Origin of the sequence: Methylomarinovum tepidoasis (genome assembly GCF_030294985.1) — a bacterium.
Classification (GTDB): domain Bacteria; phylum Pseudomonadota; class Gammaproteobacteria; order Methylococcales; family Methylothermaceae; genus Methylohalobius; species Methylohalobius tepidoasis.
Genome location: NZ_AP024718.1, coordinates 1527394 through 1543535 on the forward strand (window position 1 = coordinate 1527394; position 16142 = coordinate 1543535).

General features: G+C 61.0%; 12 protein-coding genes and 1 pseudogene. 10 read left to right on the top strand and 3 right to left on the bottom strand.

The genetic code is table 11. The features are described from left to right. Positions 1-39 precede the first annotated feature (39 nt). The 6 genes from dapD (at position 40) to MIN45_RS07740 (ending at position 7977) form a co-directional block, all read left to right on the top strand. Entirely contained in the window at positions 40-858 is an 819-nt protein-coding gene (gene dapD, locus MIN45_RS07715) for a 2,3,4,5-tetrahydropyridine-2,6-dicarboxylate N-succinyltransferase (RefSeq protein ID WP_286291382.1), read from the top strand. A gap of 2 nt (positions 859-860) precedes the next feature. Next, positions 861-1994, top strand: coding sequence for a succinyl-diaminopimelate desuccinylase (dapE, locus tag MIN45_RS07720; protein WP_286291383.1), 1134 nt, complete (start codon positions 861-863; stop codon positions 1992-1994). Between the two features lie 6 nt (positions 1995-2000). Then, positions 2001-2747 carry a TIGR00266 family protein gene (locus tag MIN45_RS07725; protein ID WP_286291384.1) on the top strand — a complete coding sequence of 249 codons (747 nt, stop codon included), beginning with the start codon at positions 2001-2003 and terminating at the stop codon, positions 2745-2747. A 1152-nt stretch (positions 2748-3899) separates the two neighbouring features. Continuing rightward, positions 3900-4529: a PEP-CTERM sorting domain-containing protein gene (locus MIN45_RS07730; RefSeq protein WP_286291385.1), complete on the top strand. Its 630-nt coding sequence runs from the start codon at positions 3900-3902 to the stop codon at positions 4527-4529. Between the two features lie 18 nt (positions 4530-4547). Beyond that, a complete protein-coding gene (locus MIN45_RS07735; RefSeq protein WP_286291386.1) occupies positions 4548-7676 on the top strand; it encodes a hypothetical protein in 3129 nt (1042 codons plus the stop codon). 67 nt (positions 7677-7743) lie between these two features. After that, entirely contained in the window at positions 7744-7977 is a 234-nt protein-coding gene (locus tag MIN45_RS07740; protein ID WP_286291387.1) for a hypothetical protein, read from the top strand. 28 nt (positions 7978-8005) lie between these two features. Here MIN45_RS07740 and MIN45_RS07745 read toward each other — a convergent pair whose 3' ends face one another. Continuing rightward, a complete protein-coding gene (locus MIN45_RS07745) occupies positions 8006-8818 on the bottom strand; it encodes a DsbA family protein (protein ID WP_286291388.1) in 813 nt (270 codons plus the stop codon). A 114-nt stretch (positions 8819-8932) separates the two neighbouring features. Here MIN45_RS07745 and MIN45_RS07750 point away from each other — a divergent pair. The 4 genes and pseudogenes from MIN45_RS07750 to MIN45_RS07765 form a co-directional block, all read left to right on the top strand. Next, positions 8933-9127: pseudogene (locus MIN45_RS07750) on the top strand (IS4 family transposase); the annotation flags it as partial. Positions 9128-9301: 174 nt separating this feature from the next. Then, the gene (gene rimO, locus MIN45_RS07755) at positions 9302-10642 is read left to right on the top strand and encodes a 30S ribosomal protein S12 methylthiotransferase RimO (RefSeq protein ID WP_286291389.1); all 1341 of its coding nucleotides are present in this window, start codon (positions 9302-9304) and stop codon (positions 10640-10642) included. 165 nt (positions 10643-10807) lie between these two features. Beyond that, complete coding sequence (locus MIN45_RS07760) at positions 10808-11716, top strand: VOC family protein (protein ID WP_286291390.1); 909 nt, start codon at positions 10808-10810, stop codon at positions 11714-11716. A 2-nt stretch (positions 11717-11718) separates the two neighbouring features. Then, entirely contained in the window at positions 11719-12105 is a 387-nt protein-coding gene (locus tag MIN45_RS07765; RefSeq protein ID WP_286291391.1) for a hypothetical protein, read from the top strand. Positions 12106-12122: 17 nt separating this feature from the next. Here MIN45_RS07765 and MIN45_RS07770 read toward each other — a convergent pair whose 3' ends face one another. After that, on the bottom strand, positions 12123-14495 hold the full coding sequence (locus MIN45_RS07770; RefSeq protein ID WP_286291392.1) for a PEP/pyruvate-binding domain-containing protein: 2373 nt from the start codon (positions 14493-14495) through the stop codon (positions 12123-12125). Further along, positions 14492-16063, bottom strand: coding sequence for a hypothetical protein (locus MIN45_RS07775; protein ID WP_286291393.1), 1572 nt, complete (start codon positions 16061-16063; stop codon positions 14492-14494). The genes MIN45_RS07770 and MIN45_RS07775 overlap by 4 nt, the downstream gene beginning before the upstream one ends. Positions 16064-16142 lie beyond the last annotated feature (79 nt).

The window sequence follows — 16142 nt, forward strand, 5'->3', positions numbered from 1 at the left end:
TTTGCCGTTTCCATCGACAACCATAACAGGGATATCGCAATGAGTGAACTGGCGCGCGTCATCGAGGACGCCTTCGAAAAGCGGACCGAACTGAGCCCCCAAAGCGCCCCGGCGGAAATCCGCGAGGCGGTGGAGGCGGCTCTGTGCCTGCTCGATTCCGGTCAGGCGCGGGTGGCGGAGAAAAAGGACGGCCAGTGGGTGGTGAACCAGTGGCTCAAGAAGGCGGTGCTGCTGTCGTTCCGCCTCAATGACAACCGCATGATGGATGGGGCGCCGACCAATTTCTACGACAAGGTGGAGCTGAAGTATGCCGGCTACCGCCCCGAGGACTTCCGCCGCGACGGGGTGCGGGTGGTGCCTTTCGCCAACGTCCGCCGCGGGGCCTACGTGGCGCCGGGCGCGGTGCTGATGCCGTCCTACGTCAACATCGGCGCTTACGTGGATTCCGGCACCATGGTGGACACCTGGGCCACGGTGGGTTCCTGTGCCCAGATCGGCAAGAACGTGCATCTGTCCGGCGGCGTTGGTATCGGCGGGGTGCTGGAGCCGCTGCAAGCCAATCCCACCATCATCGAGGACAATTGCTTCATCGGCGCCCGCTCCGAGATCGTCGAGGGGGTGATCGTCGAGGAAGGTTCGGTGATCTCCATGGGGGTCTACATCGGCCAGTCCACCAAGATCTACAACCGCCAAACCGGCGAAATCAGCTACGGCCGCGTGCCTGCCGGCTCGGTGGTGGTGCCCGGCAGCCTGCCGGCCAAGGACGGCAGCCACAGCCTCTACTGCGCCGTCATCATCAAACAGGTGGACGAGCGTACCCGCAGCAAGGTGGGGATCAACGAGCTGCTTAGGGACTGACCGTGAGCGAAACCCTGGAGCTGGCCAAGGCCCTGATCGCTAAGCCCTCAGTGACGCCGGAGGACGCCGGCTGCATGGAGCTGATCGTGGAGAAGCTGGAGCCTTCGGGTTTCGAGGCGGAATTCCTCGACTTCGGCGACACCCGCAATCTGTGGCTGCGCCGCGGCAGCGCCCGGCCGCTGTTCGTGTTTCTCGGTCACACCGACGTGGTGCCGCCCGGCGACCCGGCCGCCTGGATCTTTCCGCCCTTCGAGCCCCACGTCCACGAGGGCAAGCTCTACGGCCGCGGCGCCGCCGACATGAAGGGGGCGGTGGCGGCCTTCACCGTCGCCTGCCGCCGTTTCGTGGAGAAGCACCCGGATCACGCCGGTTCCATCGCCGTGCTGCTGACTTCCGACGAGGAAGGACTCGCCGTCGACGGCGTGGCGAAGGTGGTGGAGGTGCTCCAGGCCCGCGACGAAACCATCGACTGGTGCCTGGTGGGGGAGCCGTCGAGCGAGACGAAGCTGGGTGACGTGGTCAAGGTCGGACGCCGCGGCTCCCTCACCGGCATGTTGCGGGTCTTCGGCGTTCAGGGGCACGTGGCCTATCCCCACAAGGCCAGAAATCCCATCCACCAGTTCGCCCCGGCCTTGAACCACCTGGTCAACGAAGTCTGGGACGAGGGCAACGACCACTTTCCCTCCACCACTTTTCAAATCGCCAATATCGAGGCTGGCACCGGGGCCGAGAACGTCATCCCCGGCCATCTCGACGTCCAGTTCAACTTCCGCTTCTCCACCGAGCTGACCGCCGAGGCCATCCAGCGCCGGGTGGCCGAGATCCTCGACCACTACGGTCTCGACTACGAACTGGACTGGCGCCTGTCCGGCAACCCCTTCCTGACCGCCAGTGACGAGATCATCGGCGCGGTGCAGCAGGCCCTCAGGGAGGTGCTGGGACGGGAGGCCGAACTGTCCACCGCCGGCGGCACCTCCGATGGCCGTTTCATCGCCCCCACCGGCGCCCAGGTGCTGGAGCTGGGACCTATCAACGCCACCATCCACCAGGTCAACGAGCACGTGGCGGTGGCCGATCTCGACGCCCTGACCGAGGTGTACGAGCAGGTGCTGGGGAATCTGTTGCTGCGAGGGTGAAAAACCATGCAAAGCCACGAAGTCGACTACCGCATCGTCGGTGAGGACCTGCAGCTGGTGGAGATCGTTCTCGATCCCGGCGAGACCGTGGTGGCCGAGGCGGGGATGATGCTCTACCTGGAGGAGGACATCGCCTTCGAGACCCGCCTCGGTGACGGCTCCGAGGCCGGGGTCATGGGCAAGCTGTGGTCTCTGGGAAAGCGCATGCTCACCGGCGAGTCCGTGTTCCTGACCCATTTCACCAACGAAGGACAGCGCCCGCGCACCGTCGCCTTCGCCGCTCCCTATCCCGGCTCCATCATTCCTGTCGATCTGGCCCAATTGGGTGGGGAGATCACCTGCCAGAAGGACGCCTTCCTCGCCGCCGCCAAGGGGACGAAGATCGACGTGGTGTTTCAGAAGCGCCTGGGCACCGGCTTCTTCGGCGGCGAGGGCTTCATCCTCGAGCGCCTGGAGGGGGACGGCATGGCCTTCCTCCACGCCGGCGGCAAGGTGGTGAAGAAGGATTTGGTAGGGGAGACGATCCGGATCGATACCGGCTGCCTGGTGGCCTTCGGGCCGGGGATCGACTACGGCATCGGCCTGGCCGGCGGGCTCAGGAGCATGTTCTTCGGCGGCGAGGGATTGTTTCTGGCCACGCTTTCGGGCACCGGCAGCGTGTGGATTCAGAGCCTGCCGTTCTCGCGCCTGGCCGAGCGGGTCATCGACGCCGCCGTCGGAATGGGCCGGCTGCGCCTCGGGGACGAAGGCTAGCCAAAAAAAATGCCCGCCGGGAAGGGCGGGCCAAGGCATGGGAGCAATACCCATGAGGAGGATCCTAAAAAGGAGGTAAGTGATGAACACTTGTTTCCATAGACCGTACAAATAGAGATTTGTTCCCATCATTGTTTCTTTTTCGTTGTGATTGCGGTGGCGCTATCGAGCCTGGCGTAGAATCGGCCTTTTCCTCTCCTTCGAGGTCAGCGCCCTGTACCTGCCCCTTCCCCACGCCGAGGGTGCCACCTGCCCGGCCGAGCTGCAGCGCAAACTGCAAGCCAAAGGGCCCGATTACGGTCCCCGTATCCGCCACCGCCGGGATAGCCGGCTGCTGCGCGCCTCTCTGAACGGCCGCGCCGGCAGCGAGGGGCTGCAGGAGGACTACGCCTTTCTCGGCGAGGGTCTGCTGGCTCTTTACGATATGACCACCGATCCGCTCTGGCTCGACCGCGCCCGGGTGCTGGCCCGCCTCCAGCGTCGCGCCCCCCAGTCCGAATACGAAGCCCGTCTGCGTCGGCTGGCCGCCGCCCCAGGAGCTGCGGTCCGCCGCGCAGCCCCGTCGGCTTCTTCGGGCTGCTGTTGGCCCTGCGCGAGTTCGAACAGGGCGAGGTGGGACCGGTGTGGTGGGCCGCTCGCGCCCAAGTCCGTGTCAGCGGCTTTTTGTGGGGAGGGGAATGCGTGGTCTGGTTCAGGATCGCCGACGGCTGGTACCTCAACGGTCCGGAAGTGGGCCAAGACCTCCTTCCCACCCGCCTGGCCCTGGACTTGCCTACTCGCGGCTGGCGCCTCGGGCCGATCGCTTATCCCCACCCCATCGCTTATCCCCGCCCCAAAGTGTCAGAATTTTTTACAGCCGCCGGCCGTTGCCCGTGTGTCAGGCCCGGGTCGAGCTGCGTTTCCCGATCGAAACCGTCGGTCGGGGCCCTGTGCCCTTGAAGCTACAGCTGCAGGCGTGTGCCGAAAGACTTGGTGTTACAGATACCACCGTCATGAGTGTCGATATTTTTTACAGTCTCTGGGCCTTGTGTCTCAAAAAACCATAAATTTCTTGTATATGGTATTGATTTTATAAAAAATAATTTTATCTGGCGCAGATTTTGCGAATATTTAAGGTGCAAGTTGATCTGTTTAAAAGGTAGGAGGTCATAGATGAAAACAAGATGGCACCACTTGGCATTGATGGTGGGACTGATGTGGGGTAGTGCGGCTTCGGCCACGCTTGTAAATGGCGATTTTTCTTCAGGATTCACTGGTTGGTCCGGGCAGGAAGATTACATCACGGATTTCGATGCGGCAGATATGGATGCATCCACATCGCCGGATCCTTTCACCATCGTCAACGAGGCGGGTTTTACAAACGCAGCCAAACTAAGTACTCATTATGATCAAACTGGCACTGGTTGGGCTTTATCGCTGTATCAACAATTCACCATGCCCACGCTCTCTGCATCAGGCAGTACTTTGTGGCTGGATTTCGACTACAGCGTCTCGCTTGACGATGTGGCGGGGGGTGATAATTGGTACGCCCAGTTGACTGATAAATCCGGATCGGGACTGCCCCCGTTGGACCTGGATGTGTCTCCAGGGCCTTTCGATGTGACGGCGTTTGCAGGTAAAGCGGTTGAAATCCTCTTCGCGCTGGAGAATATTGCTGGTGGCGATGACACGCTCTTGATCGACAACGTTACGATAACCGAAAGACTGGCGGCCGTGCCTGAACCAAGCATTCTTGGATTGTTGGGGCTGGGCATGCTGCTGCTGCGGCGTAAAACTTTCTGACAGATTGGGAGGAGAACGATGACAAACAGAAAAACATCGTGGAACCGGAGCGCCATTGCCGGCCTTTTCAGTTTCTTCCTTGCGCTTGTCTTTAGTCATGGAGCTATTGCGGCGGGTGCCATTGCAGGGGAATGGCAACCTGCCGCAGGGGTGACTGTGGAGAAAGGCAGCCGTTTCTACGATACTGGAGAGCGGGTTTACTACACGATCAACACCCTTACCAACACGTCGGGTAAAGCGATCACCGGCCCGCTTCGTTTGCTGGTGACGAGTGCCTCCCACACGGTGACCAACGATGATGGGGAGGAGAATGGGCAGCCATATTTCGATGTACTTGTTGCGGAAGAAGTCCTTGAGCCCGGTGCTCAGCGCCAAGTGACCATCAAGTTCCAGCCACGTCGGGCGCGTTTCGCTTACGAGGTGGAGGCGCAGGTATTCGTGGCGCCTGCCGACAGCGACGGAGATGGTATTCCTGATGGGGAAGATCTGTGTCCCAATGACCCCCAGAACGCTTGTTTCAGCGTCAGTGGTGAGGTCTATGGTGGTGGCGCCGCTCTGACCGGTGCCAGTGTGGTCATCGGGCTCAATTCGGTTCAGGTCGCCACGGATGCGGCAGGTCGCTTCACGGCAACAGGTGTGAGCGTGAACGAATTGGCTACCGATGGTCTCAATCGGTTCTTTCCCGTCCGTGTATCGGCATCTGGATATTCCAGCGGCTATGCCAAGGCGGTTCTGGTCCCTGGAACTACGAATTACGAAGTAATCGTGCGCCTTGATCCTGTCTCCGATCAGATCACGGAAGACGATGATGTTTCTCAAGGCGTTCCCATTCAGGAAGATGGGCAAACCGTCGGTTCGCTCAAGATCCCGACCGACGCTCTGCCGGTCGGTGTGACCAAGGTGACGGGGACGGTGACTTATCTCGATCCGGAGACTGAGCTGGATGCCGCACCGGGCGGTGATCTGCTTGCGTTGCCGCCAGGTTCCGACCCCAATGCTGCGCCAGTGCCATTGGAAAGCTTCGGTATGATGGAATTTGATTTGCGTGACCAGGATGGTAATCCTATCCATCAGTTGGGAGGCACCGCCGAGGTTTGCATGAAGGCAACTTCAGGGTTGCAGGTCGGTGATACCGTGCCATTGTGGTATTACGATGAGAGTCGTGGATTATGGATAGAAGAAGGACAGGGAACGGTGGAAGACCGCAACGGTCAGCTGATGATCTGTGGTCAGGTCAGCCATTTTACCTGGTGGAACTACGATCAACCGGTCGATACCCATTCCTGCTTCAAATATAAATTCGTGGATGAAAACAGTGGCGCTGATCTGGACTTTATGGATTGGTATGCTGAAGGCGTAACTTACAATGGAACCTCGCCAGAACGGGCTTGTAACCGTGATGCCGACGATCCTGAAACCGGTGGCGACACCATTTCTTCCCTCACGGTCAAGAAAAGCAGTGCGACTCAGACCGAGCAAATCCGGGTATACACCTACCTCTCGGGAGTCAAGTATTACTTGGTGCGTGATGGTGATGGGACTTACAGCCTGAGCCAGAATATAGCCGATGCGGCCGTGTTCGACGATCCTCAAGATCAGGGCAGCTGCCTGACCAATCAGAATGTGGAGAACTGTCGTTATCTGGATTATCAGGATGTAGGCGCCGACGGTGTTTTGCCTCTGTCTTCCGATATCAACTATCCGCCGGTGATTACGGATTTCTTCATTGACAATCAGTCCCTGCTGATCGGTCAATCCACTGATGTGCATGTCACCGTGACAGATCCGGAAGATGTCGATCCCGTGACGGTAGAATGGAGTTACAACTGCTGGGATGGAACCGGCGGCAGTTTGGTTCCAAATTCCGATAGTGGTCCCTCACCGAGCACTTTCACCGCTACCTTCACGTCGCCGAGCACTGTATCGGGATATGGTTTGTGGTGCCAGATCACGGTAACGGCCAGCGATGCAGCTGGCAACACCAGCACTGCAGAAAACTGGGTCACCGTCCATCCGAGTCAATACTGGATCATCATTGACGGAACGCTTTACGGCACGGATGGAAATCCCATGCCCAACGCTCCGATGACATTCTATGGCTGCAGTGAATCGCAGTGGCTGTCAACGGATGACAACGGTGCTTACCACATTGAAGCGGACATGACGGATTGTTTCACCGGCTACTATGGGGAGGGATTCGCTTATGGTGAAGTTACAATCGAGGTTCCCTATGAGCATGAGGCTCAATCCTGGAGCAGGAGTGAACATCTGTACCCAGATATATATTCTGGCTGTTCCGAATTGTCAGATGGGATTCATTGCCAGCACGATATTCATTTGCCGGTTGTCTGGGGTGCATTGCAAGGTGCTTTGCTTGGTTCCTATGATTCCATTGACCTGTGGCGCTATAGCTATGATGGTGACTATTTTGGTTATGATTGGACCCAGATTTCCATCCCTGAAGGCTCCGGCTCATATGGGCCGGTATCCGTTCCCCTCGGAGAGATTTCTATGATGGGGTATGAAACTGGGACAGGCAGCGGCTACTGGCTCTATACGGTAATGCCCAGCACGGACGGCGCCCGGCAGGATTTCGGTCCTGCAGGTAGTGCCTCGGTGGTGGTAACGGTCTTTGATGGTGATGGGAATCCACTTGCGAATGTAGGGGTCAGTCTCTGGAGTGATAATGGAAACAGCTCAAGTGCAACCACGGACGGCAATGGCCAGGTGACTTTTACAGGGATTCCTCTGGGGCTGGTTTATGTCTCTTCAGATTCCCCTTATTATTCAGGTGGGGCCTTGATCACTGAAAATAACGAAACGGTTTATATCGACCTTGGCGGTTCCGATACTTGCCAGGTGACGGGTACCGCCTATGGCTGGGACGGACAACCTGTGGCAGGTGTTGAGGTGGATTTGTGGAATGAGTGGACGACTGGCGAATTTAACAGCCTGGTTGTGACCACTGATCCCATGGGAGGCTTCTCGTTTGACGGAATTTACCCGGGTTGGATAGGCTGGAGTGATTACTATGGTTATTATTATGCTTTGGCAATGCCGATCAGTCATTGCCGTCCTGAATCAGGCAGTCCCCGGGTCATCCGTTTTGACCGGCCGCCGTTGCCCGAGGTGATGTTCATGGATTAAATAAACTTTCGCAGAGGAGGGGGCACCCCCCCCTCCTCATGCTCTACATTGATGAGGGTAATGACCAATGAAAAAAAGGATACTGAGCTTCCTGATCTTGTCTTTAAGTGGTAGTGTGACGGCCTTTGAACAAAACCAGCCTCCTGCCGAGAGGGATCTGGTGCGACAGAAAATGTTGGAAGTGCGTAAGCGACAAGAGGTTGTCCGTGCCCGGTATCGGGCCGAACAGGTGGCAAGAAAACTCAAGAAAGAGGTGGATCGTAAAGCAGCGATGAGGCGTGGTGAAACGCTTGGTAAGTGAATATTTAATCTGACAAGAAACCCGGCCTTCAATGGCCGGGTTTTTCCTGGGCGGCATTTAATTTGGCAATATCCAACCGCAGACGGAGTAGTGAGGCGGCTCCTTGGCGCAAGATCATCCGTCCAGAAGTGTGATGGACCAGAATGTTTGCCGGGGTTCCGATCAACCCCAGCCGTTTTGCCTCTTCAGCATCCTGCTCGACCTTGGTACGGAAACGACCTTCTGAAACACAGGAGGATAGGTCGTCAAATGATATGCCTGCGGCCTTTGCAGCCTGGCGAATGGCGGCCTGCCGGTCCTGCTTTCCCCGCTTGGGTTGTAGAAACAGCTTTTCGGAAAAAATCCAAAAGCTCTCGTTGCCTGCCAAGTAAGCTGCGCATTCAGCGGCTTCTGCTTCCATTTTTGCGTTTGGATTGTGGAAATCTGCCGGCATATGGCGAAAAACCCAATTTATCGTGCCCCGGGAATCGTGCACCAGTTTTTTTAGGGTTGGATGTATTTTTCGGCAATAGGGGCATTCAAAGTCAGAGAATTCGATCACGCTGACCGGGGCATTTGGGTTTCCATAAATATGGTCGCGTTTTGGGTCAATGGGGCGTAAATGTTTTTTCAGGCGCTCAATTTGAGCTTTCTGTCTTTCCATCTTATTTTGTATTCTCGCCAGTGCCCGGCGCTTTTCCTGTGCGCGAATTTCCTCGCGAATCACTTGCCGCAGTCGAGGATCTGATAGCAGTTCCGTGATAATTTCGTGTTTAAATTGGTCGAGTGACTGAAGAGGTTCAGCTGCGAGCAACGGGGCTGAGCAAAGAAGTGCTATGGCAAGTGGTGGATTTGCGCGCATGGAAGGCTCTCCTGACTTTGCGTTATAATATACATATCTTTACGGAATTATATACTGCTTTTTAAGGCTCCCGGTCACTTTTTCTGCCTCCTCTAGGGCACCCCACCACCCTCGAAGCCGCCGGATTTGGGCACGATCGTCCGTCTCGTAGCTGGCTTTGGCGGCTGGCTGGGACGCAAGAACGATCCCCCGCCCGGCCCCAAAGCCTTGTGGCAGGGCATGACCAAACTGAGCGCCTACGTGGAGGCCGTGACTGCCATCCAGACGGCCGAGATCAAGTTCCCGCAGAAAAAACGGATAAGACATTGATTTCTATGAGTTGCAGGAGATGTGGGTAATAGGGTGCCTCTAGGGAGGTGCTGTGATGGAGATCAATGTCAGGCCGGGATGGGGTATTCATGAAAAACAGCATACGGATGATTTGGCCCGAAGGCAATTTCTTCCAATCTCTTATAATGAGTCATCTCATTTGGATTTCCCGCTATGAGTGAAAAAACACTGTTCCCCAGGATCGGCTTCGTCAGCCTCGGCTGCCCCAAGGCGCTGGTGGACAGCGAGCGCATCCTCACCCGCCTGCGGGCGGAAGGGTATGAGATTTCCCCCGCCTACGATCAGGCCGATCTGGTGGTGGTCAACACTTGCGGTTTCATCGAGGAGGCGGTGGCCGAGTCTCTGGAGGCCATCGGCGAGGCTCTGGACGAGCATGGCCGGGTGATCGTCACCGGCTGCCTGGGGGAGCGGGCCGACAGGATCCGGAAACGCTTTCCCGGCGTGCTGGAGGTGACCGGGGCCCACGACTACGAGGGGGTGATGGACGCGGTCCACCGTCACCTGCCGCCGGCCCACGACCCCTTCACCAGCCTGGTGCCGCCGGAGGGGATCCGGCTGACCCCGCGCCACTACGCCTACCTGAAGATCGCCGAGGGCTGCAACCACAAATGCACCTTCTGCATCATCCCCTCCCTGCGCGGGCCCTTGGTCAGCCGCCCGGTCGGCGAGGTGCTGGCCGAGGCCGAGCGGCTGGTGCTGGCAGGGGTGCGCGAGCTGTTGGTCATTTCCCAGGACACCAGCGCCTACGGCGCCGATCTCAAGTACCGGGAGGACGATTGGCGCGGCCGCCGCTTCCGGACCCGCTTGACCGATCTGGCCCGGGGGCTGGGGGAGCTGGGAGTGTGGGTGCGGCTCCACTACGTCTACCCTTATCCCCACGTGGACGAGGTGATTCCCCTGATGGCCGAGGGAAGGATCCTGCCCTATCTGGACGTGCCGCTGCAGCACGCCAGCCCCCGGATTCTCAAATTGATGAAGCGCCCGGCCGATGCCGAGGACACGCTGCGGCGGATCGAGTTCTGGCGGCGGGTGTGTCCCGATCTGGTGCTGCGCAGCACCTTCATCGTCGGCTTTCCGGGGGAGACCGACGCCGAGTTCGAACAGCTGCTGGATTTCCTGCGAGAGGCCCGGCTCGATCGGGTGGGGGCGTTCAAGTATTCCCCGGTGGAAGGGGCGGCGGCCAACGCACTGCCCGATCCGGTGCCGGAGGAAGTCAAGGAGAAACGGCTGGCTGAGCTGATGGCGCTGCAGGCGGAGATCAGCGCCGACAAGCTGGCCGCGCGGGTCGGCAGGGTGGAGACGGTGCTGGTGGACGAGGTCGGCGAAGAAGGCGCCATCGCCAGAAGCTATGGCGACGCTCCGGAAATCGACGGGGTGGTGGTGATCGAGGACGGCCAGGAGCTGCGCCCCGGCCAGTTCGCCAAGGTGGAGATCACCGCTTCCGGCGATCACGATCTGTGGGCGTGGCCGGCGGTTCAAGGAGAGGATCGGTAGATATCCTTACGGTGTTCCACCCGAATTATCTGCACGTGGTGACCAGCCTAGTGTGGATTGCCGTCGCCGGGTCCGCCAACAAGAAACGCCAGGGAAAGCCCCCGGGCGTCAAAAACCATGTGATATAGTTTCCCCGCTAAGGCGCAGACAAAGGACGATCCGAACATGCCAATCAGACCCACCGGCTACCGGCCCGCAGCCGGAATTCTCCTGCTGGCCCTGCTGCTCATCGGCGGGTGCTCCACGCTCGGGGAACAGGGTGGGACCGGCGAAGCGTTCTTGCTGCCCCCGATCACCGAACAGCCTACCGGTGAACATCATCCCGGGAAGTTCGTCTGGCATGACCTGCTCACGACGGACGAGGTGGCGGCCCAGACCTTTTATGGTGAGCTCCTTGGCTGGTCCTTCCGCAATCGCGGCGAATACATCCAGATTTACAACGGCGACCGGCTGATCGGCGGCATCGTTGCCATTCGCCCCGGGACCGGCAAGGCCCGGCCGGTGCCTAGCCAGTGGCTCGCCTTCATGTCGGTGGAGGATGTGGACCGCGCTGCCGAAACGGTGCAGGCCAACGGCGGAACGCTCATCAATGGTCCCATGTCACTCGGCGAACGTGGGCGCGCCGTGCTCATCGGCGATCCTGCGGGCGCCCAATTACTGCTGCTCCATGCCACTGGCGGCGATCCGATGGACCGCGAACCCGGCATCGGCGACTGGCTGTGGAACGAGGTCTGGACGCTGGAGCCCGGTCCCTTGGTGAGTTTCTACACGGAAGTGGGGCAGTACGAAGGGGCACTGCAGGGAGACGACTACGTGGTGCTCATCGACGAAGGGCGATGGCGTGCCGGAATTCGCTCCATCAGGCAGAAGGCCTATGCCGGCCGCTGGGTGCCCGTGGTGAGAGTGAAGGATCCCGCCAGCCTGCTCGACAAGGTCCGCAAGCTCGGCGGTCGCGTGCTGCTGGTCCCCGGCGAAGAGGGCGCCAGCGAGGATACCGCGCTCATCGCCGACAACGGCGGCGCCATGCTCATCCTGCAGCGCTGGGTCTTCCCGTCAGGCAAGGAGGTGCACTGATCATGAAAAAGCCTCTCAGAGGACTGCTGGCCTTCCCCGCGGCGGGCATCGCCTTGCTTCTCAGCGGCTGCACCTCGGATGGCATCGGTTACACCAGCGTCGGCGTCTGGTACGGCTACCCCTATTACGGTTCCGGCTGGGACTACTATCCTTATCCCTGCTGCTGGGACGACGACGATCACCACCATCATCCCGACCGGCCCAAGCCCGTCACGCCCATTCAACCGGCAAACCCCAGGCCGCTTCCGGGGCGCCCCATCACCACGCCCGGCGCCCCATCACGCCCCAAGCCACCCAGCAACATCGGTCGGCCAAGGCCGCGACCCTCGATACAGCCCATGCGGGCGCCACGTGCCATGCCCCGGCGCGGCGGTGGAAGGCGCCGCTGATCCGTACCTGAACGCGGTCATCGAATCCAAGGCCGGGCCTGTTTGATGGCCAGATGGCCGCGGCTGCCGTCGTCGGTTTCGGTGATCTTGAACTCGATCTCGATGGCGAAATCGTCTTCGCCGCCGTAGCGCTTTTTGAAGTGGTGGTGGATGAGGGTCAGGTAATGACGCAACTGTGCGATCTCTTCCCGGCGCAGCACCGTTTCCGAGACCGGCTGGCCATAGACTTCGGTGACGTTGCTGTGACGCAGGTACAGAGTTTCCCAGGTGTCGGTGCTTTCCGCTCCCGGCAACCGGACCAGCAGGAACTCGTCCGGAACAGGAAAGACCGTCTCGCCGCCGATTTCCAGGGGTTTGGGGTTGGTGACCGAGATTTCCCCGTACTGGGCGTTGACGGTGAAGCCGGGCCAGCCGGCATTGTAGAGATTCGCGCTTACGGCCACCCCGTTGGCCTGCTCGTCGCCGTAGTTGGGATGGATCAGCACTCCCATGTAGGTATGCAGGTGATCGACGCGCCAGAACGCCCGTTCCTCGAACGCCCCATCGTTCCATAGGCTGGCCCAGACTTTCTTGACGCTCTCGATCAGCGCCCCCTCGTCGGCCTTGTGGGTGGTCGAACGATAGAGGCCAGCGCCGTTGAAGCCGGGAAGATCTTCGTTATTGGTGCTGGAACGGCAGCGCAGCGACTGGTGGAAAGGCGGTCCGCCGGGTTCCCAGAAACGGCGGACGGCTTCGATGGCGGCGATCAGATCGTCCGGCGCCTCGCCTTTTTTGATCCGTTTGCGCAGGGTTTTGAGCTGGGCGCTGCGGTATTCCGGATCATCCTGGAACCGGGCGTCGGCCAGGAGCGCCCGGACCTGATCGTAAAAGGAAGGTCCGTGTTCTCCCGGCGGACACAGGGTGGTTTGCGCCTTACCGCAGCGGGGCAGGGCCATGAAGCGGTCGTAGAGGGAAAAGGGGAGGACATAGCCGTCGGGGGCTACTCCTTCCGGGAGGATCTTCCCCAGCTCGGCGACGTTGGCGGCCTTGACCCCGAAGGCGCGCCAGTCGGAAAAGCCGATGTCCGTCAGCGGCAGCGGTTCGGTGACGCTTAGATCGTATTCCGGCACCTGAACCTGAGTGGGCCGCAGACCGTCGAGCCAGTTCTGTGCTTCCGCCTCGCTGGCCGATTCCAGACGGATGCCGTCGGCGTCGGCGTGAAGATGCACCCATTGGCCGATGAGAGGGGCGATGTCAGGACGGGTGGCGGCGTTTCGAAGATAGACGTTGGGCCGCCGGTCCTGTTTGGCCCGCAGGTTGATGTGGGACAGGGTGGTCTGGGGCGTTTCGGTGATGATGCCGGCCACCCGTTTCAGGTCGTTGGGGACGTAGGTGAAGATGGCGACGTCACGGGCCGAGGGAAGCGGGTCGCCCGGCCGGACCAGCCGCAGACGGCCATAGCTGTCGCCGGGGTTGAGGACGGCGCTGTCGGTGTCTGCGAAAAGCTCGGTGGAGAACATCAGCGGAATGCCGTCGCCGGCGAGTGCGTCGCCGTGTTCGCGGGCCAGGGTTTCCTGGGTGACGCCCAGGGGATGATAGATCAACCGGTCGGCGGCGAACGGCATGGCCTGCTGGAGCAGACGGAAGGCCGCACGGATACCGGAAACCGGCACCGGGTCGGTGGGCCAGAACTCCAGCGCGTAGCGGTCGTTCTGAGGGTAGTGGACCACGGAGCCGACCAGATTGCGCCGCCCCTGGCTGAAGTAGCTGACGGCGTTGAAGCGGGCGATCGCTTCGTCCCGTGCCAGCTCGGGATACCACCCCAGCGCATCATGGACGAAATCGAAGTGGAGCGAGTAGCGGCGGCTGTTCTGGAAGTGGAGCAGGGGGTGGCCGGTGTCGATGTCGGTGATGACGAACTTGACCTCTTCGGCGCCGCCGATTCCGGCGCTGGCCGCCAACTGGGAGAAATCCTCCGGGTTCCGTAGCCGTAGCCGGCCTTCGGTTTCCGCCAGGTATCGGTAACCGGGATCGCCGTTTTCCGGGTAAGCCTCGGTCACCAGGAACTGAATCCCGCCAAGGCCCGGAACCTGCGTCAGACGTACTTGAAAACGGGGGGCGCCAGGGCGTTCGGCGAGTGTCACCGGCAGTTGGAGCGTCCCGGTGGCGGCATCGTAAACGGGGCCGTCTTCGGGGGTCTGGTCACAGACGGACAGTTCGGTGAGCGCGAATTGCCAGCGGTCTTCGGCAAGGCGCTCTAGGGTGACGTTGCAATAGGCGGTTTGTCCGGCGATGACGCCGGGCACGGTCAGGGTGGCATCGCTGTCGTGGTAGTCAGCCGGTGCGGCGGCATGGGGAGAAGGACAGGAAAGTGCGGCCATCGCCAGGATGGCTGCCGGTCGGATGTTCATCTTACGGTTTCCAGCTGGAAAGTCAGGGAAGGCGTATCGGGGATCTGGCGCAGATCGACGGTGAAAGTGTCCAGGTGGCCGTCGGGGAAGCGCACACGGACCGACGGGATGTGCAGGCGGCCGCTGTCCGGCAGGTAGCGGGCCGGGTGAGCCGGCGCTTCCGTGGGCGTCAGTTCCTGCAACCGGAACTGCCATCCGGGCCCCTGGGGATCGCGGGCCAGGATCGCCCGGTACCAGCCCCGGCCGGCTTCCCAGATGCCCACGCCGTCGAGCATCAGGCGTCCGTCGTCGAAGTCGAAGCGGGCGGAAGGCGGAAGTGCCGTGGAACCGGTGCGGAAGACGGCGCCTTCAGCGTTATCCCCCAGACGCCTGCCGGGGGCGCCGATCCACAGGTGCTTTCCGGCCACCGCCAGGCTGGCGCCGAACCGGTCGTAGGCCCGTCCTTGCGCCAGTTCCAGGGGGGCATCCTGCCATGCTTCGGCAACCTGGCTGAAGCGATGGACCACCCCCGTGCGGAAACGTTTGCCGGTTTCCCGAGGCGCGCCGACCAGCAATCGTTCTCCTTGCCAGGCCAGAGCCGCGCCGAACCGGCCGTCTTCGCCTGGACGGTCTGAGGCCAGAATGGTCTGAGGTTGCCATCGGGATCCGTCATAACCGTAGAGATAGACGACCCCGGTGGCCAGGGTGTCGCCCACGTCCTTGCCGGGAGAGCCGACGGCCAGTTTGCCGTCCCGCAACGCCAGCGCCGCACCGTAATCTTGGAGGCATTCCGCGTCCCCCGGCGCCAGGGTCGCCGCTGGTGTAGTGGCGCCGGCGGCCAGTTCGGAAAGGCGATACAGATACACCACCCCCACATCCTCGCCACAGAAAGGGGCGTCCCCCTTGGCGATGGCGAAGGCATGGGTGGAAAGGTCTCCGGCAGGGACGATGCGGCCCTGAAACGGGGTCACGTCCCGGGCCGGCGCGCCCACGGCAAGCCCGTCTCCGGCCAGCGCCAGGGAAGCGCCATAGTCCGCCTGGAATTCTCCCTGGGGATCGGTCAGACGCTGGATCAGGGTGCAGTTCTCCCGGCAACGGTACAGGAAGACCGCACCACCGGCGTCGGCTCCCGGTGCTCCTACCGCGAGCCACTCTCCAGCCGCCGCCAGCGCCGCTCCAAAGCGGTCTCCGCTCCCGGCATCCGGAGATTGCAGGGTTTCCTGATGCTGCCACCGGCCCGTCTGGTCGCGCCGGTAGCGATGTACCCGGCCACCGTTTTCCCCGTCCGGGGCGGCGACCGCCAAACCGGCCGCGGATAGAGCGACCTGTTCGCCGAAACCGGGGGCATCGGCGCGCAAGACGGCCGCCTCGCCCCACAGGCCGGGGCGGGGATAGTCCCGTTCGTAGACGATCACCCGCCCCGAAGCGGCCACGGCGGCGCTGTCTTCCGTCAAGGCCAGGATTTGGCCGAAACGGCGGTTGTCGCCGGGGTCGGTGGGCAGCAGCCGTTGGTTACGATCTAGTTCCCCGGAACTTGCAGCGCCGCTCAAAGCGAGCGGCAGCAGGACGATCAGGCGATAGCGGTGCAAGCTCAGGCTCCGCCGTTATCGGTGGGCGTGTCTTCGCCGGGATGGTGGCTGCCGTGAGGCATTTGTTTCATCTTCATTC

Bases quoted from the DNA above. Each gene is read 5' to 3' on its own strand.
- dapD (WP_286291382.1), top strand. From the start codon at position 40: ATGAGTGAACTGGCGCGCGTCATCGAGGACGCCTTCGAAAAGCGGACC.
- MIN45_RS07725 (WP_286291384.1), top strand. From the start codon at position 2,001: ATGCAAAGCCACGAAGTCGACTACCGCATCGTCGGTGAGGACCTGCAG.
- MIN45_RS07730 (WP_286291385.1), top strand. From the start codon at position 3,900: ATGAAAACAAGATGGCACCACTTGGCATTGATGGTGGGACTGATGTGG.
- MIN45_RS07735 (WP_286291386.1), top strand. From the start codon at position 4,548: ATGACAAACAGAAAAACATCGTGGAACCGGAGCGCCATTGCCGGCCTT.
- MIN45_RS07740 (WP_286291387.1), top strand. From the start codon at position 7,744: ATGAAAAAAAGGATACTGAGCTTCCTGATCTTGTCTTTAAGTGGTAGT.
- MIN45_RS07745 (WP_286291388.1), bottom strand. From the start codon at position 8,818: ATGCGCGCAAATCCACCACTTGCCATAGCACTTCTTTGCTCAGCCCCG.
- rimO (WP_286291389.1), top strand. From the start codon at position 9,302: ATGAGTGAAAAAACACTGTTCCCCAGGATCGGCTTCGTCAGCCTCGGC.
- MIN45_RS07760 (WP_286291390.1), top strand. From the start codon at position 10,808: ATGCCAATCAGACCCACCGGCTACCGGCCCGCAGCCGGAATTCTCCTG.
- MIN45_RS07765 (WP_286291391.1), top strand. From the start codon at position 11,719: ATGAAAAAGCCTCTCAGAGGACTGCTGGCCTTCCCCGCGGCGGGCATC.
- MIN45_RS07770 (WP_286291392.1), bottom strand. From the start codon at position 14,495: ATGAACATCCGACCGGCAGCCATCCTGGCGATGGCCGCACTTTCCTGT.